Raw genomic sequence first — 21,855 nt, forward strand, 5'->3', positions numbered from 1 at the left:
ACAATGGTTCCTTCGCTTACGGTCTTTACCCCAACTTACAATAGAGCGCATACCCTCCATTTATGCTATGAGAGCCTGCTTAGGCAGTCCTGCAAGGATTTTGTCTGGCTGATTATCGACGACGGCTCCACAGACCGGACCAAGGAACTGGTAGAGGCCTGGATAAACGAAGGCAGAATGGCCATCCGTTATCACTATCAGGACAATCGGGGCATGCACGGCGCGCATAATGCGGCTTATGAACGGATCGATACAGAGCTTAACGTCTGCATTGATTCGGATGATTATTTAGCCGATGATGCGGTGGATCAAATCCTCTCGTTCTGGAAGAAGCACGGAAGCGAGCAGTATGCCGGCATTGTGGGCCTGGACGCCGCGCCGGACGGGGAGATTATCGGAACGGGCATGCCGGAGGGGCTGAAAGCGTCGACACTGAACGGCCTGTATGCCAAGTGGAAGGTCAAAGGCGACAAGAAGCTGGTGTACCGTACCGCCATGACAAGCTGCGTTCCGCCGTACCCGATTTTTCCGGGAGAGAAATACGTTCCGCTCTCTTACAAATATCTGCTGATCGATCAGCAGCTTCCGCTATTGGTCATGAACGAGGTACTCTGCCATGTAGAATACAGAACCGACGGATCAAGCCTGAACATGATGAATCAATACCGCAAAAACCCGCGGGGCTTCGCTTTTTTTCGGAAAGTGGCGATGGTGTATGCGCCTTCGTTCAAGGAAAGGCTTCGCGAAGCGGTCCATTACGTGTCCAGCAGCTTGATCATGGGCAACCGGAAGTTTATTGCGGAGTCCCCCCGGAAGGGAATGACTGTGCTGGCGCTTCCGCTGGGAGGCTTGCTGTACCTGTACATTCGGCGGACACAGCGCGCAGCGCCGATTTCCGCGAAAGAAACGCCGGGCAAGATCAGGCCGGTTCAGGAGAGTGACTCCCAATGAACGTATTATGGATTCTCTTGGCTTTTGCCTATCTGTTCTCGCTTTCGGCCAGGTACTTTTCCACGCCGGACGCATCTCTTCCTGCAACCGTCAGACCGAATCGCGTCCTGTTCCTCACTACGGCCGTTATGTTCTGTCTCGTTTCCGGGCTCCGTAATAATATCGGCGATACGGAGATGTATATCCATTCATATCTCACAGATGATTTCACTTGGCAGTATGTCTGGACCAACGACGATATCGGCTTTAATATTTTTCAAAAATTCTTGAAGCTGTACACGAACGATCCGCAGTACATGATTGTGATTACGGCGTTTGTCACCAACATGCTCATTATTATGATGCTGTATAAATATGCGCGGCTGTTCGAACTGGGCGTGTATATCTACATTACTTCCGGCGCGTTTATCGTCTCCATGAACGGAATCCGGCAGTATTTGGCGACTTCGATCGTGTTCGCCGCGACAAAATATCTGTTTGAAGGGAACTGGAAGAGGTATATCCCGGTTGTCCTGTTCGCTTCTTTGTTTCATCAAAGCGCTCTGATCCTGATTCCGATCTTTTTCATCGTCCGCAGAAAGGCTTGGACAACCTCGACCCTGATGCTGCTCGGCGTCGCCGTTCTGATCGTCTTTGGATATAGCCAATTTTCAGAAATTTTGTTCTCGGCGATCAAGGATACGCAGTATGGTGTGTACCAGACTTTATCGGAGGGCGGCGCCAATATCGTGCGGGTAGCCTTTTTCGGATTACCGCTGGTCATCGCTTATCTTGGCAGGAAGAAGCTGAGCGCGCAGTTCCCCGAAATCGATATTATTGTCAATATGTCGCTGATCGGATTTGTATTGATGCTGATCGCTACCCAGAACTGGATTTTTGCCAGACTGGCGATATATTTTACCCTTTATCAGATTTTGCTTACGGCATGGATGGTGAAGGCGTTCCGGAGAAAGGATCAGAAGCTGGTGTATCTGGCCCTCTTGATCGTATACCTCATCTATTTCTTCTATGAAAATGTGATCACTCTCGGCATCGATTATAGAAGCGACTTTATCACCTGGTTCAACTAAGGAGGCTGACGGATGAATTCTTCGACGAAGATCCCCAAGGTTGTCCATTACTGCTGGTTCGGCCGCGGCGAGAAGCCGGGAAAGCTTCAAAAATGCATCAAGAGCTGGCACAAGCATCTGCCCGGCTATCAATTTGTGGAATGGAACGAGGACAACTTCGACGTCACGGTTAACCGGTATGTGAAGGAAGCCTATGAACACCGAAAATATGCGTTTGTCAGCGACTATGTTCGGCTGCACGCTTTATACACCCACGGCGGAATCTACATGGATACGGATGTTGAAGTGATCCGGCCGCTGGATCGCTTTCTGGAACTGGAGGCTTTCTCTGGGTTTGAGGATGGGCATTTTCTGCAATCGGGCACGATGGGGGCAGTGGCCGGCCACAGCTGGATCAAGGAGCTGCTGGATTATTACGAGGGCCGGAGCTTTCTCCTGCCGGACGGCTCGCCGGATACCACGACTAACACGGCTGTGATCAGCGAAATCTGCATACGGCACGGTCTGGAGCTTAACGGAAAGTATCAGGTGACGGAGAACGGAGTAGCCTTCTATCCCCGGACTTATTTTAGTCCTTACGATTACATCAATGGTGGAAGCTACCTGAGCGGGGAGAGCTATACGATTCATCATTTTGCGCAGTCTTGGCTTCCGCTTCATGTCCGAATAAGGAGCGGCGTGAAACGGACGGTCAGCCGGGTAGTCGGGCCGGAGAATATTGCAAGAATGAGGAAGATGTTCTCATAGGGGGGATTCGTATGAAAAGGGCATTTGATCTGGCGGTATCGCTGGCATTATTGATTGTGCTGTCGCCAGTTATCACGGGAACGGCCTGGCTGGTGCGGATAAAGCTCGGTTCGCCGATTCTGTTCAAGCAGCGGAGGCCCGGACTGCACGGCAAGCCGTTCGATGTATATAAATTCAGGACGATGACGGATGAGAAGGACGATTCGGGCCAGCTTCTATCCGACCATATCCGCCTTACCCCATTCGGGCAATTCCTTCGAAAATACAGCCTTGACGAGCTTCCCCAGTTGTGGAATGTGGTTAAAGGCGATATTAGTCTAGTCGGCCCCAGACCGCTGCTCATGAGCTATTTGGAGTTGTATACGGAAGAGCAGGCCCGGCGTCATTTGGTCAAGCCGGGAATTACCGGATGGGCTCAGGTGAACGGGCGAAACGCGATTTCCTGGGAAGAGAAATTTAAGCTCGATACGTGGTATGTCGATCATTACAGCTTCGCTCTGGATCTGAAGATTTTGGCCTTGACCCTGCTTAAAGTCGTCAGACCGGAAGGCGTCAGCAGCGGAAATCACGTCACTATGCCCGTATTTCAGGGGGGCGTAAACAAAGAAGAAGGAAGTCGAGGTTGATGATGATGGCAAATGAACGGATTTTTCTGTCTCCGCCCCATATGAGCGGACGGGAGCAGCTATATATTGATGAAGCGTTTGATACGAACTGGATTGCGCCGCTCGGCCCCAATGTCGATGCCTTCGAACGGGAGATTGCCGAATATACGGGCGCGGGCGGAGCGGTTGCCCTGAGCTCGGGCACGGCCGCCATCCATATTGCGCTCCGTCTGCTTGGTGTAGGGCCAGGAGATCGGGTGTTTTGCTCAAGCTTTACCTTCGTTGCGAGCGCCAATCCCGTGTGTTATGTCGGAGCGGAGCCGGTATTCATCGATTCCGAGCCGCAGACCTGGAACATGTCGCCCGAAGCGCTGGAACGGGCGCTTGAAGAAGCAGATCTGGAGGGCCGTTTGCCCAAGGCGGTTATCGTCGTTCATTTGTACGGGCAGAGCGCCAAGATGAAGGAACTATTGGCCCTATGCAACCGGTATGAAGTGCCAATTATTGAGGATGCCGCGGAATCGCTGGGCTCCACCTATGAAGGCAGGGCGAGCGGTACCCTTGGCAAGTTCGGCATTTACTCGTTCAACGGCAACAAGATCATTACGACCTCCGGCGGCGGCATGATTGTATCCGATGATGAAGAGGCGCTGACCAAGGCGCGCTTCCTGGCGACCCAGGCGAGAGATCAAGCGCCGCATTATCAGCATAGCGTCATGGGCTATAATTACAGACTCAGCAATCTGCTTGCGGGCGTGGGCAGAGCCCAGCTTCTGGTTCTGGATGAACGGGTTGAGGCCAGAAGAGCGGTGTTCGAGAACTACCGTGAGGCTTTCGAAGGCTTGAAGGGCGTCGAGTTTATGCCGGAATTGCCGGACACGCGTTCGAACCGTTGGCTGACTACGCTTACGATTGACGAAGAGGAGACGGGGGTCAAGATAAGCCATCTGCTGAAGGCGCTGGCAGACGGTAATATTGAAGCAAGACCCTTGTGGAAGCCGCTTCATCTTCAGCCGATCTTCGAGAACGCGCTTTTCTACCCGCATAGCGAGACGCTGTGCGTATCCGAGCAGCTGTTCCAGTCCGGCATCTGCCTTCCTTCCGGCTCCAGCATGACTCTGGAGCAGCAGCAAAGAGTGATTAACTGTGTTCAGCGCTCGCTGGGGAAGGTAGTGAACCCTGCCCGTTAGGCGCCCGGATTTCCAGACGGTCCCTGCTGTTAGCGAATCCGTAACTTTGCGGAATCGGGAACTTGCGAAAATGGGAACTTGAGAATTTGGAAACGGACTGAATCATTAGCGGGCAGAATCCGTAACTTGCTGAATCGGGAACAGGCATGGATTACCGCCGTGACCGGAGGAACGGGCAAACATGTGGTTCGATACGAGCTGCAGTGAGGCGCTACGAACCAGACGAACCAAACGAACCCAATAATGCAAAAACCTGAAATTCCTGCACCAACTCCAATAGCAGGTTTTTCCCGCTAACTCTCGTTTCTGCTCGGAAAAACCTGCACTTTCGCCGTTTTCCAGCAGGAGACCTAAACTAATCCGTAACCAACGGGATCTTGCAGTGCGACCGCCAACGGGATCCTTGCGGTGCGGCTGCACCGCTCATCCCCTCCACTACAGATACGATTCGCCAACTGTGCGAGATCTTGCGATGACGGCGGGTGTCCCATAAGCTACGGCGTAGCCGCCAATATCGGAAAGAACGGTTGCCCCCGCCCCAATTACGGTATGCTCTCCTACGCTGACGGAGTGTATGACGTTCGCTCCCAGGGAGAGAACGCTGTATTCGCCGATCGTCACGTTTCCGCCCGTCGTAGCGCCCGGAGCCAGTGTGACATAGTCCCCGATCTTGCTGTCATGGTCGACCGAAGCCTTCGGATATAACACGCAGTGTTCTCCGATTACGGTATCGCTGTTCACGACAGCCCCCGCCATCACGACCGTACCTTGACCGAGCTCCGCTCCCCTGGCGATCCAGGCCCCCGGATGGACAGCCGTTACGAAGGAGAGGCCCGGGTAGAGGGAGGCGATGCGGGCGGCGACAAGAGCCCGGGTCCAATTGTCCCCGATGGCGACGATGCACCCGTGAATTTCCTCCCGATGATCAGCGATAATGTGTTCGTTTCCGAGAACCCGATATCCGTAAATTTCGGAGCCGGCAGCTTTGTAGCTGTCGAGCAGCCCGAAGATTCGGTATCGTCCTTCCCGCTCAATGGCGTCGATTACCGCTTTGGCATGTCCCCCCGCGCCGAATACAACGATGTTTTTCAAGCAGAATCCCCCTTTCTTTGTTTCAATATAGCATATCCCTGCCGGTTCCGAATCAATTTATTGTTTTTGTGAACTAGCAATTGACAACTTTTAGGCAAGAATGTTACGCTTTATTTGTGTTCGTTAAATAGAACGAAATTGGTTTTCTTGTTCAAATATCAGAAAGTATAAGCTTCGCGCGTATCCTTAACCTGATATTTTTACGAGAAACGGATGCCTTCCTCTTCCAGAGGACGGCGAAGCCGTTTCTTCTTAGCTATGTTCCCGGGAGGTAAGGAGATATCCCATGAGAAATCCATTTGCTCTGAAGACGGAAGTCCTGTCAACCGAAATGCGTCTTCTTCTGGCGCTTCTTGCCGCGGAGAAGGGGGAGGATTTGCCTGTCCGCCATCCGGAGCTGTTCCGCGGGATGGACTGGGAAGCGTTTATCGAGCTGGCTATGCATCACCGCGTGTACCCTAATCTTTATCCCAAGCTGAAAAATCTGGGGGAGGACGTGGTGCCGGCTGGAGTAATCAGCTGTCTTTATAACTACTACAGCCGAAATACGTTTCAGATGCTTCATTTGAGCGGTGAAATGGAGTTTATTGGAGGAGAGCTGGACCGAAAGAATATCCGCGCGCTCTTTCTGAAAGGGCCGGTCATTGCCAAGGATCTCTATGGGGATATATCCCTGCGAACCTCCTGTGATCTCGATCTCTTGATCCCGCTAACCGAACTGGCCGGGGCGGAGTCCTTGCTGGCCGGTCTGGGTTATGTTAAGGACGATTATATTCATACCGTTCTTAACGATTGGAAGTGGAGGCATCACCATACGACCTTTACCCATCCGAAAAAGGGGATCAAAGTGGAGCTACACTGGAGGCTTAATCCCGCTCCTTCCAGAGAACCTGACTTTGAAGAACTATGGGGCCGCAGGCGGATTAGCGATCTGACCCGGCAGCCGATCTCCTATTTGGGGCAGGAGGATCTGTTCCTGTTTCTCGTCTCCCACGGGGCGCGGCACGGATGGTCGAGGCTGCGGTGGCTGGTGGATATTAAACAGCTATTACTTCAGCAGCCGGATGCCGGAAAATTGACCGCTCTGCTGCGTAAATATCATTACTACCATGTCGGCGGGCAGGCGTTGACGCTGGCCGGCGGACTGCTGGACGCCGAAATTGCCGACGGGCTCCGTAACATGGAGTGTGCCCCGAAGTCGCGGGCAATGGCGCAGCAAGCGATGTTCTACTTGGAACGGATGATCAATCTGCATTCCATCCCTGTTCCGGATGATGTAGCTTCCTATCATAAGCGGCATCAATTTGCGCTGCTTGCGCCGATTCAGAAGTTCAAGTTCATCCTGAGCTTTCTGTTTCCCTATCCGGAGGATGCGGAAACGCTGCCTCTGCCCAAAAATCTACATTTTCTATATTTCCCCCTGCGGCCCTTTTTGTGGGCTTGGAGAAAAACGGTAGGTGTGCAGAAATGAAGAAGCTGCTAATCGCCTCATATGATATGGAAGTTGGCGGAGTGGAACGCAGTCTGGCGGGCATGCTTAACCATTTTGACTACCAGTCCTATGCCGTTGACCTCATGCTGTATCGTCACACTGGAGAATTTATGGAACTGCTGCCGTCAGCGGCAACGCTTCTTCCCGAGCAGCCGCCCTATTCGACGTTCCGCAAGTCTATATATGAAGTCTTCCGCAGCGGACACTTACTGATCGGACTGGGACGGCTCTTGTCCAGACTGCATGCTTCAGCGGTGGGGAAAAGGAAAGGACTCAAGGAGTTAGGGTACTGCCAAATGCAGTTGATGTGGAAATACAATCTTCCGTTTCTTCCCCGTCTGGACCAGGAATATGATGCCGCCATCAGCTACTTGTGGCCGCATTATTTTGTCGCTGACAAAGTGTCGGCAAGAACCAAAATCGCCTGGATTCATACGGATTACTCCACGGTTGAAACGAATGTGGGCATGGATTTGAAGATGTGGGACAAGTTCGACCGTATTGTGGCCGTATCTGAAGCCTGTAAGGAGTCTTTTTTAGCGAAATACGGGAGTCTTGAAAGCAAGGTGATCGTCATCGAGAATATGACCTCGCCGGAATTTATCCGATCCATGGCCGTAAAAGAATCCGCCGGCGAAATGGCGCGGGACAACCGTTTCAAGCTTGTCACGGTGGCGAGATTGTCGCATGCCAAAGGTATCGACAACGCGGTCAGAGCCCTCAAGCTGCTAAAGGACCGGGGATATGACGACATCGCCTGGTATGTGGTCGGCTACGGCGGAGATGTGGATTTGGTCCGGGAACTGATCGCTGAGTCCGGCCTTCAGGACCAATTTATTCTCCTGGGCAAGCAGATCAATCCTTATCCGTATATCCACTGCGGGGATCTGTACGTTCAGCCCTCGCGTTATGAGGGGAAGGCGGTTACGGTTACGGAAGCCAAGATTCTCGGGAAGCCGGTGCTGATTACCGATTATACGACGTCCCGCAGTCAGGTGACGGACGGAGTTGACGGCAGGATCACCGCCTTGTCGGTGGAGGGAATCGCGGATGGCATAGAGGAGCTTTACCTCCGGCCTGGCGAGCGTGTGAAGCTGGCCGATCACTGCCGGCGAACCGATTACGGCAATAGCCTTGAACTGGAGAAGCTGTACCGCTGTATGGACGAGACCGATGCGAAGGAGGGTGTTCTTAGTGCGGTATAATGTCAGCGTTATTATTCCGGTATTTAACGCGGAGCCTTATCTTGCCGAGTGCATCCGGTCCCTTCAAGCCCAGACACTTACGGAGTGCGAGTTTATCTTTGTTAACGACGGCTCTGTGGATGGCAGCCGGGCGATCATCGAAGCCGCGATGAGGGATGACTCGCGTATCCGGCTGATTAACCAGGAGAATCAGGGAGTAAGCATGGCGCGAAACCGGGGTCTGGCGGAAGCCACCGGGGAATATGTCGGGTTCGTGGATGCTGATGACTACATCGACAGCGATATGTACAGCACGCTGTACGGTCTAGCGGCGCTTGAGGGCTGCGATGCCGCGGTCTCCAATCTGGAGAGCGAGATTGACGGGCGGCCGGTCGTGACCCGCTATCCTTTTGACCAAGGAAGGCTGCTGGACAGGGAGTTCATTCGGACGGAAATCCTGCCTCGTTTTTTGAAGGGTGATGACCTCAATACGTCTGTCAATAAAATTTACAAGCGAAGCGTCATTTCGGAGCATTCACTCCAGTTTCCGGAAAAGGTTGCCCTGGGCGAGGATGCGCTGTTCAATATTCACTTTTTTGCCCGGGCATCCTCGATGAGATATATCGATTACACGGGTTATCACTATAGAGAGGTGCAGGGGAGCGCCACAAGAAATATTCTGGAAAAAGATTATTTCGGCCAGGCACTCCGGATTTATCATACGGAACCGCCGGGAATCTACAGAGAGATCCTGCCCGAGCTTCTCATTAAGCGTTTGAAAGCCATCCGCTTTATCAAGACGGCCATGGCCTGCATTTATATTTATTTGAAGCCTTCCAAGACGGTGAAATTCCGGCAAAGGTATCGCTACATAAGCCAATTAATCAACAACCCTCACGTAAGGGAGGCGCTGCCCGTGTATTGCGAGACGGAATTTGGACAGCTGGGCAGGTTCGAGAAGGCGACCATAATGATGATCCGTACCAGATTGACACTGGGCCTCGTAGGCATAGCCGCTTACAGCAGGCTGAGAAACGCCTAATATTAGGAGTGATGAGTCATGAAAATTATGATGTTCGCGCATGGCGGCAGCTTAAATCGGGGATGCGAGGCGATTGTCCGCTCCTCCACTCAAATGATCAAGGAGAACATCAGCGGAGCAAGAGTATTCTTGGCATCCGAGCAGCCGGATACCGACCGGGTCATTCCGAGCCTGGACGGAATTTACGATGGTTCCAAATCGGAGATCGCCAAGCCTTCCCTGAACTGGATTATGTCTGCGGTCCGGTTCAAGCTTCTGGGGGATGAGTCCTATGCCACCGGGATCATTGAACGGAACACGATCAGCCGGATCAAGGACGTCGATGTGTGCTTGTCCATCGGGGGAGACAATTACTGCTATGGCGAGCAGCCGGGCTGGTATGAGATCGACCGCAGAGTCAAGCGGCAGGGTAAGAAGCTGGTACTGTGGGGCTGCTCGATTGGGGAGGAAGACATGACGGACAGGAAGCTTGAGGATCTTAAGCGGTTCGATCTGATTCTGGCCCGCGAAAGCCTGACGTACAATATGCTGCGGGAACAGGGTCTCCTAAATGCCCGGCTGTGCGCCGATCCGGCCTTTACGATGGAGAAGGAGGAGCTTCCGCTTCCTGACGGCTGGCAGCCCGGAAATACGATAGGCGTTAACTTTAGCCCGCTCGTCAGCAGCCGCAACAAGCAGGCGGGCTCGGCGGTGCGCGAGCTGCTGTCGCATATTCTGAAGACGACGGACATGACGATTGCGCTGACCCCGCATGTGATGGTGGACGGCAACAACGACTATGAGCTTTTACGGTTATTCCATGAGGAATTCAAAGACACCGGCAGAGTCATCCTGCTTCCCGATCATCTCACGGCGGTTCAATATAAAGGCTATATTGCGCGGATGAGATTCTTCATCGGGGCCCGGACCCATGCAACCATTGCGGCATATTCCAATTTTGTTCCCACTATGGTGCTTGGATACAGCGTCAAGTCCAAGGGTATCGCCAAAGATTTGTTCGGCGAAGAGAAGCTGGTGCTCGGTATTGGGGAGATTTCCAGCGGCAGCAATCTGATTGCTAAATTTAGTGAAATGCTGGTAGAAGAAGAAGAGATCAAGGCAGCGCTGAGGCAATCCGTGCCTCGGATTCAGCAAATGTCCTATAAAGCGGTCGACTACTTGAAAGAGCTCGCCTAGAGGTGAACATGAAGAAAAAACTCCTATTTGTTATACCGAGTCTGACTTCCGGCGGCGGCGAACGGAGTTTGATCAATTTGCTGAGCCAAATCGACTATAGCGCTTATGAGGTTGACCTTTTCTTGTTGAATCATGAAGGTCTGTTTATGGAATTTATTCCGCCGGAAGTGAATGTGCTGCCCGTTCCCAAACATTACAAACGCTTTGTCCTGCCTCTTCCCAAGGCTGTGTTGAAGCTGCTGTTGGCTGGACATTTTACACTGGTGTATCACCGCCTCATGTTTAGCCTGAAAAACCGGGGTGCAGGGAACGACTCCGTGAAAGAGCAGTACAACTGGAAGCACTTGGCTCCCTTTTTTAAGATTCTACCCAAACACTATGATACGGCTATCGGTTTTCTTGAGAAGTCTTCGATCTATTTCTGTGTTGAGAAGGCAATAGCCAAGAGCAAAATCGGCTGGATTCATATCGACTACGACAAACTGGGGATGGACCCCGCCTTTGACGCGCGTTATTTCGAGCAGCTGCAGCATTTAGTTACGGTATCGGAAGAATGCGCCAACATATTGGTCAAAAGATTTCCAGAGCAGGACCACAAGGTCAATGTGATTCATAATATTGTATCCCCGGTGCTGATCAAGCAGCTCGCCATGCAGAATCCGCCCGATGATTTCAGCGGCAATGAGGATGTGATTAACATTCTATCCATAGGCCGGCTGCACCCGCAAAAAGCCTTCGAGCTTGCCATTGAAGCCTGCAAAGAGCTGGTCGATAAAGGCTACAACGTCCGTTGGAGCATCATTGGCGATGGTGAGGAACGGCAAAAGCTGACCGCTATGATCCGCCATTTCGGACTTCAGGATCATTTCAGGCTGCTGGGACTCCGCTCCAATCCGTACCCCTATATCCAGAGGGCCGATCTGTACGCCCAAACCTCCCGCTTCGAGGGCAAATCCATCGCAATCGATGAGGCGAAAATATTGAAGAAACCGATCGTGGTCACCAACTTCAGCACGGCCAGAGACCAAATCAGCCACGGCTTCGACGGGCTGATCGTAGACATGAATCCGTCCGCCATCGCGGCGGGAATCGAGCAGCTGATCGCGGATCGGGGCCTGCGTGCCCAGTTGTCGAATAATCTGGGGCAGCTTGAGCTTGGGACCGAGGATGAGATTTATAAGTTTTACAATTTACTCGCATAGAAGGGTGAGTGCTATGAGCGGGAAAAAAAAGCTGCTGTTCGTCATGAATAGTCTCGTCTGCGGAGGCGCGGAGAAGTCGCTCATTTCATTACTCCAATCCATTGATTATTCCCGCTGCGATGTGGACCTGCTGCTGTTCAAGCACGAGGGCCTCTTTATGAATAAGATCCCGGATCAAGTCCGCCTCCTGGATGCTCCTCCCAGGTATAAATACTTTGATATGTCCATCAAAAAAGCGCTGAAGAACTGTCTCGCAGAAGGCAAGCCCGGTCTGGCTTACGCACGGATCAGGGCGGGATTTCTGTTCAAAAAGGAGAGCCATCCGGCCAGACGGGAGCAGCTGCTGTGGAAATACAGCTCGAAGTCGCTTCCGCAGCTATCCGCTGAATACGATGCCGCAATCGGATATATGGAGAATTCGCCTATTCGCTATGTGGTGGATAAAGTGGTGAAGGCTCGTAAGAAGATCGGGTTCATTCATAATGACTACGATAAGCTGGGCATGAACCCGGACCTGGATGACAAGTATTTCAGCCAATTGGACTGTATTGCAACCGTATCCGAAGAATGTGTACAAATTCTGAAAGACCGGTTTCCCGCCTATAAAGAAAAGATCGCGCTGATGCATAATATCGTGTCTCCCTCCGCCATTACCAAGATGTCTTCCGATGAAAGCCCGATTCAGAAGCAGGAACAGACAACGATTGTCTCTGTCGGCAGGCTGAACTATCAAAAAGGCTTCAACATGGCCGTGGAGGCTTGCGATTTGCTTGTCCGCGAAGGGTACGACATCCGTTGGTATATCATTGGCGAGGGAGAGGAAAGAGGGAGCCTGGAGCGTCTGATCCAGGAAAAGGGGCTGCAGGATATTCTGATCCTTACGGGGCTTCGGGAGAATCCGTATCCTTACATCAAGCAGTGCGACATTTATGTGCAGACCTCCTTGTTTGAGGGCCGCTGCCTGACGATAACGGAAGCCAAGATCCTGCACAAGCCGATCGTCTCGACTGATTTTGAAGTCATATTTGATCAATTGACGGATGGATATAACGGCCTGATCGTGGGCAGAGACGCCCATTCCATCTACTCCGGCGTTAAGAAGCTGATCGATGATCAAGAATTGAGGGAACGGTTCATCGGCAATCTGGGGCATGAAGAGATGGGAACTGAGGACGAAGTCCATAAATTGTACCAGTGGATAAGCTAGCTTAAGGGGTGGGAGCTATATTTGGTCTAACGTTTGGCCTCATAGTAATCGCAATCGTACTTATCATTGCGATCATTGACGCGGCGCCTGTCTTTGGAGACTGGTTTGGGAGGATACACATCGGCAGATTTAGCGACCAGCGGGTCTGGGGGACAGCCGTTACGGAAACCGGTGTGAAATGGCTGACAAGAACGCCCAAAATTAAGCTTACCGACAATACCCGGTTGATTGTGCTGGATATGCTGAGAGGAAACTATACCAGACCGGCCATTCAGCATTGGCAGGAGGCTTCCCTGCTGCTGGGCTTTCACAGCTATTTAAGCAACAACAGCGATCCGAAGGCGGAAGCGGCGGTGAACGCCCTGATCTCTTCCAAATTTAACGGCGCCGGTCAGTGGAATCACCCGCCGCAGCAGGTGGATGGCGCCATCTTGGCTTACGGGGTTATGAAGCATTCCGCAGGGCAGAGAGAGGCGCATAAAGCCGCGATGGATCAGATGTGGGAGCTGATTCAGGAGCATATCGGCGAAGACGGGACGGTGCAGTATCGTAAGTCGATGAAGGATTACCGTTACGTAGATACGATTGGTTTTATTTGCCCCTTCCTGGTGGTGTACGGACTGCAGTATGAGAAGCCGGAATGCATTCAGCTGGCCGTGAGACAAATTCTGGAGTTTGAGCGGTTCGGAATGCTGCAGGGAACGTCACTACCGTGTCATGCATACAGCACCGCAACAAAGTATCCCCTTGGTCTTTACGGCTGGGGAAGAGGGCTTGGCTGGTACGCGATCGGCCTTATTGATGCTTGGCGGGAGCTTCCGGACAGCCATGAATACAAGAAGCCGCTGGAGGAAGCCGTCGTGCGGTTCGCCCGTTCCGCCCTTGCGGTGCAGGGGGAGCAGGGGCAGTGGAACTGGACGGTAACGAGACCTGAATCGAGAGCCGATTCCTCGGCGACCGCGATGCTGGCCTGGTTTATGCTGAATGCGTCACAGATCGAAGAAATATCACGGGAATGTCTGGCCGCCGCTGATTCAGCGATTCTCTATTTAATGAAGGTAACCAGAAGGAACGGCGCCGTTGATTTTTCTCAGGGAGATACCAAGGACATTGGCGTTTACTCCGTCCTGTTCAATATCTTGCCGTTTACGCAAGGCTTTTGCATCCGATTGGCAAACTCGAAGGAATAGCAGATACGGGAGAGAGCGGGCCATACATGTATTCAATGAGCAAATAGGCAGGGGATGTACATGAGAGTAAAAAACTCCATCATTAATATAACGGCGGGCATCGGCAATCAATTAGTGATCACCCTGCTGAGCTTTGCCTCTAGAACCGTCTTCATTAACCGGCTCGGCATCGAGTATTTGGGCGTAAACGGCTTGTTCACGAACATTCTCTCGATGCTGACGCTCGCCGAGGCGGGTATCGGGACGAGTATTATGTACAGCCTGTACAAGCCAGTGGCGGAGAATGATTATGAGAAGATCGGCCGGTTAATGCGGCTGTACCGCAGAGCCTATCTGGTCATCGCGCTTGTAGTGACATTGCTCGGACTGTCGGTATTGCCTTTTCTGAACGTAATTGTCAAGGATCATAGCGTGGAGCATCTGCATTTGATTTACCTGATTTTTCTGCTCAATACGGTAACGCCCTATTTTTTCTCCTATAAAAATTCATTCCTGAGCGTCAATCAGAAGAACTACATCGTAACCGTGGCCTTCTCGGTAACTTCTATTATCTCCACCTCTCTGAAGATCGGCATCTTGTATTATACGTCGAACTACATACTTTTTCTTATTGTGGACAGCGTGCTTACGGTAACGACTTCCATCCTGTTAACAGTGGTCGCGAACCGGAAATATCCTTATTTGAAGCAAAAAGTGATAGGGAGGCTCGATGCCGGAACCCGAAACGGAATAGTCAAAAATGTAAAAGCGATTATTATCCAGAATATCGGCAGCTATCTGGTGCTGGAAACGGAAAGCATCCTCATTTCCACCTTTGTCAGCCTCAAGGCCGTCGGCTTGTATTCCAACTATAAAATGCTGATCGATATCGCCAGAACGTTCATCAACCAGGTGTTCATCAATTTGTATCACAGCGTCGGCAATCTCGTGTCGAGTGAAAGTACGGAGAAAGTATACAGCGTATATAAAGTCATGCTGCTGCTCAGCTTTTGGCTGTACTCGCTGCTAGCGACACTGTTATATATCGTGCTTGCGCCGTTCATCACGCTGTGGATCGGAGAGAAATTCCTGATGAGCAGCGGAGTGCTTGCCATTTTGGTGCTTCTGTTCTTCGAGCGGGGGATGCGTAATCCCATCACGACCGTGAAGACAACAGCCGGTATTTTTCAAGAAGACCGGTATGTTCCGTTGGCTCAGGCGGCGGTCGGCTTAGGCATTTCCATTATTTTGGTGCGGCAGATCGGGATTGCGGGAGTCTTCATCGGCTCATTGGTCGGCGCTCTGGCCATGCCTTTTTGGACAACGCCCTATCTGGTGTATAAAAAGGTATTTCACCGGCCCTTGTCGGAGCACTACCGACTCTATGCATACTTTACTATAATAGGGGTAGGCGCTTTTTTTGCGGCATATTCAGCGAGCGGTCTGATCCATGCGAACAGCTTTCCGCTTCTCCTGGTTAAAGGCGCGGTCGCGTTCATCATTGTCAATCTCATCTATGTGCTGCTCTTTCACCGCAGAGATGAATTTGCCTACCTGCAAGGAATCGCCAAGACGCTGCTAGGAAAGGTCACTGTAAGGTTCGGCCCATTAAAAAAGACGGAGGTTGATTAGGATGGCTATTCTTATCACCGGAGGCGCCGGTTACATTGGCAGCCATACCGCGGTGGAACTGCTGGAAGCGGGATATGAAGTTGTAATTGTCGATAATTTTGCCAACAGCCATCCCGAGGCGATCAAGCGGATCGGCGAAATTACGGGCAAGCCCTTCGCCTTCTATGAGCTTGATCTGCTCGACAAGGAGGCGCTGGACGATGTGTTTGCCAGACACGCTGTCGAAGCTGTCATTCATTTTGCGGGGCTCAAGGCTGTGGGCGAGTCGGTGCAAATTCCGCTGAAATACTACCACACCAACATTATGAGCACCTTGAGCTTATGCGAGACCATGAAGAAGCATGAGGTATTCCGCATCGTGTTCAGCTCTTCGGCGACCGTATACGGCGCTCCGGAGTCCGTGCCGATTACGGAAGATTTCCCCATCGGCGCTACCAATCCATACGGACGAACCAAGGAAATGATTGAACATATTTTACGTGATGTATCCGTATCCGATTCCCGCTGGGGAATTTCCATCCTGCGCTACTTTAATCCAATCGGAGCGCACAAGAGCGGGCGGATCGGCGAAGACCCGAACAGCATTCCGAACAATCTGCTGCCCTATATCTCCCAGGTAGCTGTCGGCAAGCTGGCCAAGCTCAGTGTGTTCGGAGATGACTATCCGACGGCCGACGGAACGGGCGTAAGAGATTATATTCATGTCGTGGATCTGGCGCAGGGTCATCTGAAGGCGCTGGAGCGGATTATGAGTCGTACCGGGGTGGACGTGTACAATCTCGGAACGGGGCGAGGGCTGAGTGTGCTGGAGATCGTGAGGGCGTTCGAGAAGGTGTCGGGTCAAGCGATTCCTTACCAGATAGCGGAACGAAGAGCGGGCGATATCGCCGTCTGCTACGCAGATACGCTCAAGGCGAATGAAGAACTGGGCTGGCAGGCTGCCCGGGGAATCGAAGAAATGTGCGAGGATACGTGGCGTTGGCAGTCCGCTAATCCCAGAGGCTATGCAGAGAGTGAACTGGAACCATTGAAGTGATCGATAGAGCCGTCTCGGAGGCGAATTGCTGAAGAGATGGCTTTTTTCTATAGGATAGAACAGAGGAGGGGTGCAGAGCAGACTAGCGCCGTTCCAGCTTCCATTTGCTGTATTCCAGGAAATCGCGAAACTCTCTTTTGCTGATACCGGAATTCATTGCTTCCTTGACGAGCTCGCTCCATTCCATATCGGCCGGTTCGGCGCCTTCCTTCTGTTTGTCCGACTGCAGGAATTCTTCTACGGTTATACCCAGCACCAAGCCTACTTTCTCCAGGAACTGAATGGAGGGATTCCGCTGAATCCCGCGCTCTATTGAACTCAAATAGGATTTGGCTACTCCCGCTCTCTCGGATAATTCAGTAAGGGAGTAATTTTTATTCTTGCGAAGCTGTTGTATCTTTTTACCGATCATAGCGGACCTCCATTACTTGAAACTGATACATAACATATCGATTTCGATTATTGACTCGCCGTTTTGGCAAACTTATCGACAATAGTAAATTGATCCATCACTTCCGCGCCGGAAATATAATAAGGGCCGCTGCGAAGCCAGGCATGAGCGATCAGCTTACCGTTGTTGTCCTTGGCCGTTCCCAAATAAAGGGTGCTACCGATTCCCCTTCGCTCCAGCATTTTCATACCGGCTATGGCTCTTACCAGACATTTGCTGTCCCACGGCGTGTATTTGCTGACTGTATTAATGGAGCTGGCAATATGTCTCATGGATGGTGTATGGTTTGCATCGTGGTCTTGATCCGTCTCTTGTCCTCTTTCACCGAGCGAAGGCGCTATTTTGGAGAACTTGTAGAAGAGGAGCGTGCGGGCCCAGCCTAGCAATAAAAAGGCTTCCAAATGGAACAAAAAAGTTGTCTTGTCCAGTGTGAACAACAGCCGGAGTTTACTTGCCATCTTCATTTGGCATCAGCCACACGTATCAGATCTTCTTTCAGCAGGTTCTGTAAAAAAGGAATGACGTCCTGCTCGCAAATATCAGCGTCGATTTCATAGATTTGCTGAAGGGATTCTAGGATCTCCTTTACGGATCGGGGAGTGCTGATAATGCTCCAAATATCTCCTCCGACCTGGCCCAAATTGAAATACTTCCCTTGCTGTATGCTGAGCATGACCTTCTCGCCATCCATATCGCTGACAATATTGCCTTCACATTGAACAAGAACGGTGTCTATGGATAAAATCTCTGCTTTTTTCATCAAAAATCATCTCCTTAGCCGGAAATCTCAGGTGGTTGGTCTTGCGATAACCCAAGCTGATAAATCATTTCGATAGGGCTCAAAAACGTTCTTTCTAAAGAACGTGACGAAAGAAATGTAAAAATATAACCGAAAAGCAAAGAAATTCAATAGAGAATATATGTTCTTTATAAAGAACATGAATTTATAAATATAAGTTATCATTCTACCAAATTATTGTCAACTATCCCGGGGAGTTATTTTGTATTCAACTGCAGCATATTGACCTGATTGTACGGATATGGTATATAAAAATAGGGATTAGCACTCGAATGATTCGAGTGCTAATCTGTGCGAAAGAGATGGTGGACATGCTTTTTCGCAAGACCATCTCGGTAATCGTTTTTTTTAGGGAAGGGGAATATTCAATGGTCAAGAAACAGTTTCAGGCCGAATCGAAAAGATTGCTGGAAATGATGATCAACTCGATCTACACGCAGCGCGAGATTTTCCTCCGTGAGCTCATTTCCAATGCCAGCGATGCCATCGACAAAATATATTACAAAGCGCTGACCGATGAGTCGCTCACGTTCAACAAAGAGGATTACTTCATTAAATTGACCGCAGACAAAGAGAACCGTACACTGACTCTCTCGGATACGGGAATCGGCATGACCCAGGAAGAGCTGGAGAATAATCTCGGGGTCATTGCCAAGAGCGGCTCGCTTGCCTTCAAGAAGGAGAACGAAGCGAAGGACGGCCATAACATTATCGGGCAGTTCGGGGTCGGTTTCTATTCCGCTTTTATGGTAGCTGACACCGTTACGGTAATCAGCCGCCCGCTCGGCAGTGACACGGCTTTCAAGTGGGAGTCCGAAGGCGCGGATGGCTATTCGATTGAGCCCACCGGGAAGGATTCGGTCGGCACCGATATCATCCTGAAGATCAAGGATAACACCGAGGAAGACAATTATGACGAGTTTCTGGAAGAGTATCGCCTGAAATCGATTATTAAGAAGTACTCCGATTTTATCCGCTACCCGATCAAAATGGACATTGCCCAGAGCAAGCTGAAGGAAGGCAGCGAGAACGAATACGAGCAAACGATCGAAGAGCAGACCGTCAACAGCATGGTCCCGATCTGGCGCAAGAACAAAAGCGAGCTGAAAGACGAGGATTACGAGAACTTCTACCAGGAGAAGCGTTACGGCTTCGACAAGCCGCTGAAGCATATCCATATCAGCGCAGACGGCGCGGTCGTGTACAACGCGATCCTCTTCATTCCGGAGAATACGCCTTTTGATTACTACACCAAGGAGTATGAAAAAGGTCTGGAGCTTTACTCGAACGGCGTCCTCATCATGAACAAATGCGGCGACCTGCTGCCCGACTATTTCAGCTTCGTCAAAGGGATGGTCGATTCCGAGGACCTGTCGCTCAACATCTCGCGCGAGCTGCTTCAGCATGACCGCCAGCTCAGCCTGATCGCCAAGAACATCAAGAACAAGATTAAGAGCGCGCTGCAAAGCCTGCTTAAGGACGAGAGAGAGCAGTACGAGAAGTTCTATAATGCCTTCGGCAGACAGATTAAATTCGGGGTGTACAGCGATTACGGCATCAATAAGGACACGCTTCAAGATCTCCTGCTGTTCCACTCCTCCAAGGAGAAGAAGCTGGTCAGCCTGGACGAATACGTATCAAGAATGCCCGAGGATCAAAAATACATCTACTACGCTTCCGGCGAGTCCATCGAACGGATCGAGAAGCTGCCGCAGACAGAAGTGGTGGCCGACAAAGGCTATGAAATTCTGTACTTCACCGACGATATCGACGAGTTCGCCATCAAAATGCTGATGAACTACAAAGACAAGGAATTCAAATCCGTCTCCAGCGGCGATCTCGGGATCGACACGGAAGAGCAGGATAAAGCCGCCGAAAACGCGGATACCGAGAATAAAGACCTCTTTGAAGCGATGAAGGATGTACTCAGCGGCAAGGTCAAGAGCGTCAAAGCGTCCAAACGGCTGAAGTCTCATCCGGTCTGCCTGTCCTCGGAAGGCGATCTGACCATCGAGATGGAAAAAACGCTCCGGGCGATGCCAAACAGCACCGATGTTCAGGCCGACAAGGTTCTGGAAATCAACGTGAACCATGACGTCTTCAAGTCCCTTAAGAATGCTCAAGAGAAGGACACGGAGAAGCTTGCCCTCTATACGAATCTGCTGTATAACCAGGCTCTGCTCATCGAAGGGCTGCCGGTCGGCGATCCGGTGGAGTTCACGAATGACATTTGCAAGATTATGGTGTAAAGCAGTCGATAAGTCTTTAGCTCAAGAGTTCACGAACGATATAACCCGTATTCGGCCTAAACGCCGGAGCGGGTTGTTTTTTTACATATAGATGAGCACGGTCAGAGGAATTGACATCTTTCAATTAGCGGTGTTACTCTCTTGGTGATAACGCGGGATGAAGGAGAGTGTCTATGACTGACCGGTATGCGCTTAACAAAGGAGTTTTATCTAGAGAGTTAGCGCTTCTTCTTACGTTACTTGCTGCGGACAGTATGGACGGGACGGCGGAGCGGGAGCCGGAGATGTTCGCGGATATCGATTGGAAGCTTGTTGTCCGGCTTGCCATGCATCATCGCGTTTATCCCTTCTTATATCCCAAGATTAGCCGTATACGTGAAGGAATGGTGCCTTCTGGGGTCAGAGATTGTCTGCAAAATGAATATCGCAGGAATACGATCCAGATGCTTCAGCTCAGCGGGGAAATGGGAAATCTCAGCGAAGAGCTTGCCCGCTTGAATATACGCTCTCTGTTTCTGAAGGGGCCGGTGCTTGCCCAGGATTTATACGGCGATATATCGCTCCGCACGTCGCGCGATCTCGATTTCATCGTGCCGATCGGAGAACTGGCCCAGGCTGAAGCGCTGCTTATCCGTCTTGGATATGTGAAAGAAGAGGAATTCGAGACCATTCTGGGAGATTGGAAATGGAGACAGCATCATACGACATTCCATCATCCTGTCAACAATATTAAGGTTGAAGTCCACTGGCGGTTGAACCCTGCTCCATCCAAGGAGCCGGACTTCGATCAGCTCTGGGAACGCAGGAGGATAAGCAATCACTTTGGCCGGAGCGTCCATTACTTGGGCAGGGAGGATCTGTTCCTGTTTCTGGCGGCCCATGGGGCCAGGCATGGCTGGTCCAGACTGAGATGGCTGCTCGATATAAAGCAATTGCTGCTGCAGCAGCCGGACCCCGGCGCATTAACCAGACTTCTTGATCGGTATGATCATGGCGACGCTGGGGGACAGGCCCTTACATTGGCTGCCGGTCTGCTGAATGCGCCGGTTGATCCCGGGCTGTACGGCTTGACGGACAGACCGAAGGCCCGGCGCCTGGCGCGGCTTGCCATGTTCTATGTGGAGCGCATGGTCAATCTGCATAATCCGTCGCTGCCGCCCGAGGTGGAACGGCATTACCGGTATTATCAGCCGACGATTTTATCACGAGGGCAGCAGCTTGTGTACGTGCTCGGTTTTCTTTATCCTTATGCGGCGGACGCGAAGACGCTGCCGCTGCCGAAGCAGCTGCATTTTCTTTATTTCCCTTTGCGGCCCTTTTTATGGGCCTGGAGAAAAGCATTCAGTGAGGCGAAATGAGTTAAGGCTTATAATAGCCTTTAGCTCAAGAAAAACCGCATCCGGCCTGTCGCCGGAGCGGTTATTTTTGTCCCATAAAGCGAACGTATGTGCTATAATGAAACAGAATTCCACCCCGACAGGTGATCCCTGTATGCCTTTTGCGGCATTGGGTTCTTGTTTCCATCATATACATCCCTGGACCGAGTGCAAAATCGGCTTGC

21 protein-coding genes are annotated in these 21,855 nt (G+C 51.4%); 17 read left to right on the forward strand and 4 right to left on the reverse strand.

The window, feature by feature from the left end:
- Positions 1–3: 3 nt before the first annotated feature.
- The 6 genes from KP014_RS07575 to KP014_RS29040 all read left to right on the forward strand — a co-directional run bounded on the left by KP014_RS07575 (position 4) and on the right by KP014_RS29040 (position 4,770).
- Positions 4–951 carry a glycosyltransferase family 2 protein gene (locus tag KP014_RS07575; RefSeq protein ID WP_051500148.1) on the forward strand — a complete coding sequence of 316 codons (948 nt, stop codon included), beginning with the start codon at positions 4–6 and terminating at the stop codon, positions 949–951.
- Positions 948–2,021: an EpsG family protein gene (locus tag KP014_RS07580; RefSeq protein WP_036595960.1), complete on the forward strand. Its 1,074-nt coding sequence runs from the start codon at positions 948–950 to the stop codon at positions 2,019–2,021. The genes KP014_RS07575 and KP014_RS07580 overlap by 4 nt, the downstream gene beginning before the upstream one ends.
- Positions 2,022–2,033: 12 nt before the next feature.
- Complete coding sequence (locus tag KP014_RS07585; protein WP_036595961.1) at positions 2,034–2,768, forward strand: glycosyltransferase family 32 protein; 735 nt, start codon at positions 2,034–2,036, stop codon at positions 2,766–2,768.
- Positions 2,769–2,779: 11 nt separating this feature from the next.
- Positions 2,780–3,394 carry a sugar transferase gene (locus KP014_RS07590; protein ID WP_036595962.1) on the forward strand — a complete coding sequence of 205 codons (615 nt, stop codon included), beginning with the start codon at positions 2,780–2,782 and terminating at the stop codon, positions 3,392–3,394.
- A 5-nt stretch (positions 3,395–3,399) separates the two neighbouring features.
- On the forward strand, positions 3,400–4,563 hold the full coding sequence (locus tag KP014_RS07595; protein WP_139210622.1) for an aminotransferase class I/II-fold pyridoxal phosphate-dependent enzyme: 1,164 nt from the start codon (positions 3,400–3,402) through the stop codon (positions 4,561–4,563).
- A 78-nt stretch (positions 4,564–4,641) separates the two neighbouring features.
- Complete coding sequence (locus tag KP014_RS29040; RefSeq protein WP_281426456.1) at positions 4,642–4,770, forward strand: hypothetical protein; 129 nt, start codon at positions 4,642–4,644, stop codon at positions 4,768–4,770.
- A 228-nt stretch (positions 4,771–4,998) separates the two neighbouring features.
- Here the strand turns inward: KP014_RS29040 and KP014_RS07600 are convergent, their stop codons facing one another.
- Positions 4,999–5,655 (reverse strand): acetyltransferase, encoded by a 657-nt coding sequence (locus KP014_RS07600; RefSeq protein WP_036595965.1) that lies wholly within the window; start codon positions 5,653–5,655, stop codon positions 4,999–5,001.
- Between the two features lie 286 nt (positions 5,656–5,941).
- Between KP014_RS07600 and KP014_RS07605 the strand changes: the two genes are divergently transcribed.
- From KP014_RS07605 to galE, 9 genes are read left to right on the forward strand one after another with little or no spacing between them, the layout of a single operon-like run.
- On the forward strand, positions 5,942–7,126 hold the full coding sequence (locus KP014_RS07605; protein WP_036595966.1) for a nucleotidyltransferase domain-containing protein: 1,185 nt from the start codon (positions 5,942–5,944) through the stop codon (positions 7,124–7,126).
- Positions 7,123–8,352, forward strand: a complete 1,230-nt coding sequence (locus tag KP014_RS07610; RefSeq protein WP_051500149.1) for a glycosyltransferase — start codon at positions 7,123–7,125, stop codon at positions 8,350–8,352. Before KP014_RS07605 ends, KP014_RS07610 begins: the two co-directional genes overlap by 4 nt.
- Positions 8,342–9,373 (forward strand): glycosyltransferase, encoded by a 1,032-nt coding sequence (locus KP014_RS07615; protein ID WP_090834382.1) that lies wholly within the window; start codon positions 8,342–8,344, stop codon positions 9,371–9,373. Before KP014_RS07610 ends, KP014_RS07615 begins: the two co-directional genes overlap by 11 nt.
- 18 nt (positions 9,374–9,391) lie before the next feature.
- Positions 9,392–10,549: a polysaccharide pyruvyl transferase family protein gene (locus KP014_RS07620; RefSeq protein WP_090834381.1), complete on the forward strand. Its 1,158-nt coding sequence runs from the start codon at positions 9,392–9,394 to the stop codon at positions 10,547–10,549.
- An 8-nt stretch (positions 10,550–10,557) separates the two neighbouring features.
- Complete coding sequence (locus KP014_RS07625; RefSeq protein WP_090834380.1) at positions 10,558–11,751, forward strand: glycosyltransferase; 1,194 nt, start codon at positions 10,558–10,560, stop codon at positions 11,749–11,751.
- 13 nt (positions 11,752–11,764) lie between these two features.
- Positions 11,765–12,958 (forward strand): glycosyltransferase, encoded by a 1,194-nt coding sequence (locus KP014_RS07630; RefSeq protein WP_036589526.1) that lies wholly within the window; start codon positions 11,765–11,767, stop codon positions 12,956–12,958.
- Between the two features lie 17 nt (positions 12,959–12,975).
- Positions 12,976–14,148, forward strand: coding sequence for a glycoside hydrolase family 88 protein (locus tag KP014_RS07635; RefSeq protein ID WP_036589532.1), 1,173 nt, complete (start codon positions 12,976–12,978; stop codon positions 14,146–14,148).
- A 60-nt stretch (positions 14,149–14,208) separates the two neighbouring features.
- Positions 14,209–15,759 carry a lipopolysaccharide biosynthesis protein gene (locus KP014_RS07640; protein WP_036589523.1) on the forward strand — a complete coding sequence of 517 codons (1,551 nt, stop codon included), beginning with the start codon at positions 14,209–14,211 and terminating at the stop codon, positions 15,757–15,759.
- A 1-nt stretch (position 15,760) separates the two neighbouring features.
- Positions 15,761–16,795, forward strand: a complete 1,035-nt coding sequence (gene galE / locus KP014_RS07645; RefSeq protein WP_036589521.1) for a UDP-glucose 4-epimerase GalE — start codon at positions 15,761–15,763, stop codon at positions 16,793–16,795.
- 82 nt (positions 16,796–16,877) lie between these two features.
- On the opposite strand, the gene KP014_RS07650 is transcribed toward galE, so the two are convergent.
- From KP014_RS07650 to KP014_RS07660, 3 genes are read right to left on the reverse strand one after another with little or no spacing between them, the layout of a single operon-like run.
- Positions 16,878–17,207 (reverse strand): helix-turn-helix domain-containing protein, encoded by a 330-nt coding sequence (locus KP014_RS07650; protein ID WP_036589517.1) that lies wholly within the window; start codon positions 17,205–17,207, stop codon positions 16,878–16,880.
- 47 nt (positions 17,208–17,254) lie between these two features.
- A complete protein-coding gene (locus KP014_RS07655) occupies positions 17,255–17,710 on the reverse strand; it encodes a lasso peptide biosynthesis B2 protein (protein WP_036589514.1) in 456 nt (151 codons plus the stop codon).
- Positions 17,707–18,006: a lasso peptide biosynthesis PqqD family chaperone gene (locus KP014_RS07660; protein ID WP_036589512.1), complete on the reverse strand. Its 300-nt coding sequence runs from the start codon at positions 18,004–18,006 to the stop codon at positions 17,707–17,709. Before KP014_RS07660 ends, KP014_RS07655 begins: the two co-directional genes overlap by 4 nt.
- A 407-nt stretch (positions 18,007–18,413) precedes the next feature.
- On the opposite strand from KP014_RS07660, the gene htpG reads away from it, so the two are divergent.
- The gene (gene htpG / locus KP014_RS07665; RefSeq protein ID WP_036589529.1) at positions 18,414–20,294 is read left to right on the forward strand and encodes a molecular chaperone HtpG; all 1,881 of its coding nucleotides are present in this window, start codon (positions 18,414–18,416) and stop codon (positions 20,292–20,294) included.
- A 173-nt stretch (positions 20,295–20,467) separates the two neighbouring features.
- Positions 20,468–21,652 carry a nucleotidyltransferase domain-containing protein gene (locus KP014_RS07670; RefSeq protein WP_036589510.1) on the forward strand — a complete coding sequence of 395 codons (1,185 nt, stop codon included), beginning with the start codon at positions 20,468–20,470 and terminating at the stop codon, positions 21,650–21,652.
- Positions 21,653–21,855: the final 203 nt, after the last annotated feature.

Origin of the sequence: Paenibacillus sophorae (genome assembly GCF_018966525.1) — a bacterium.
GTDB classification, from domain to species: Bacteria; Bacillota; Bacilli; order Paenibacillales; family Paenibacillaceae; genus Paenibacillus_AQ; species Paenibacillus_AQ sophorae.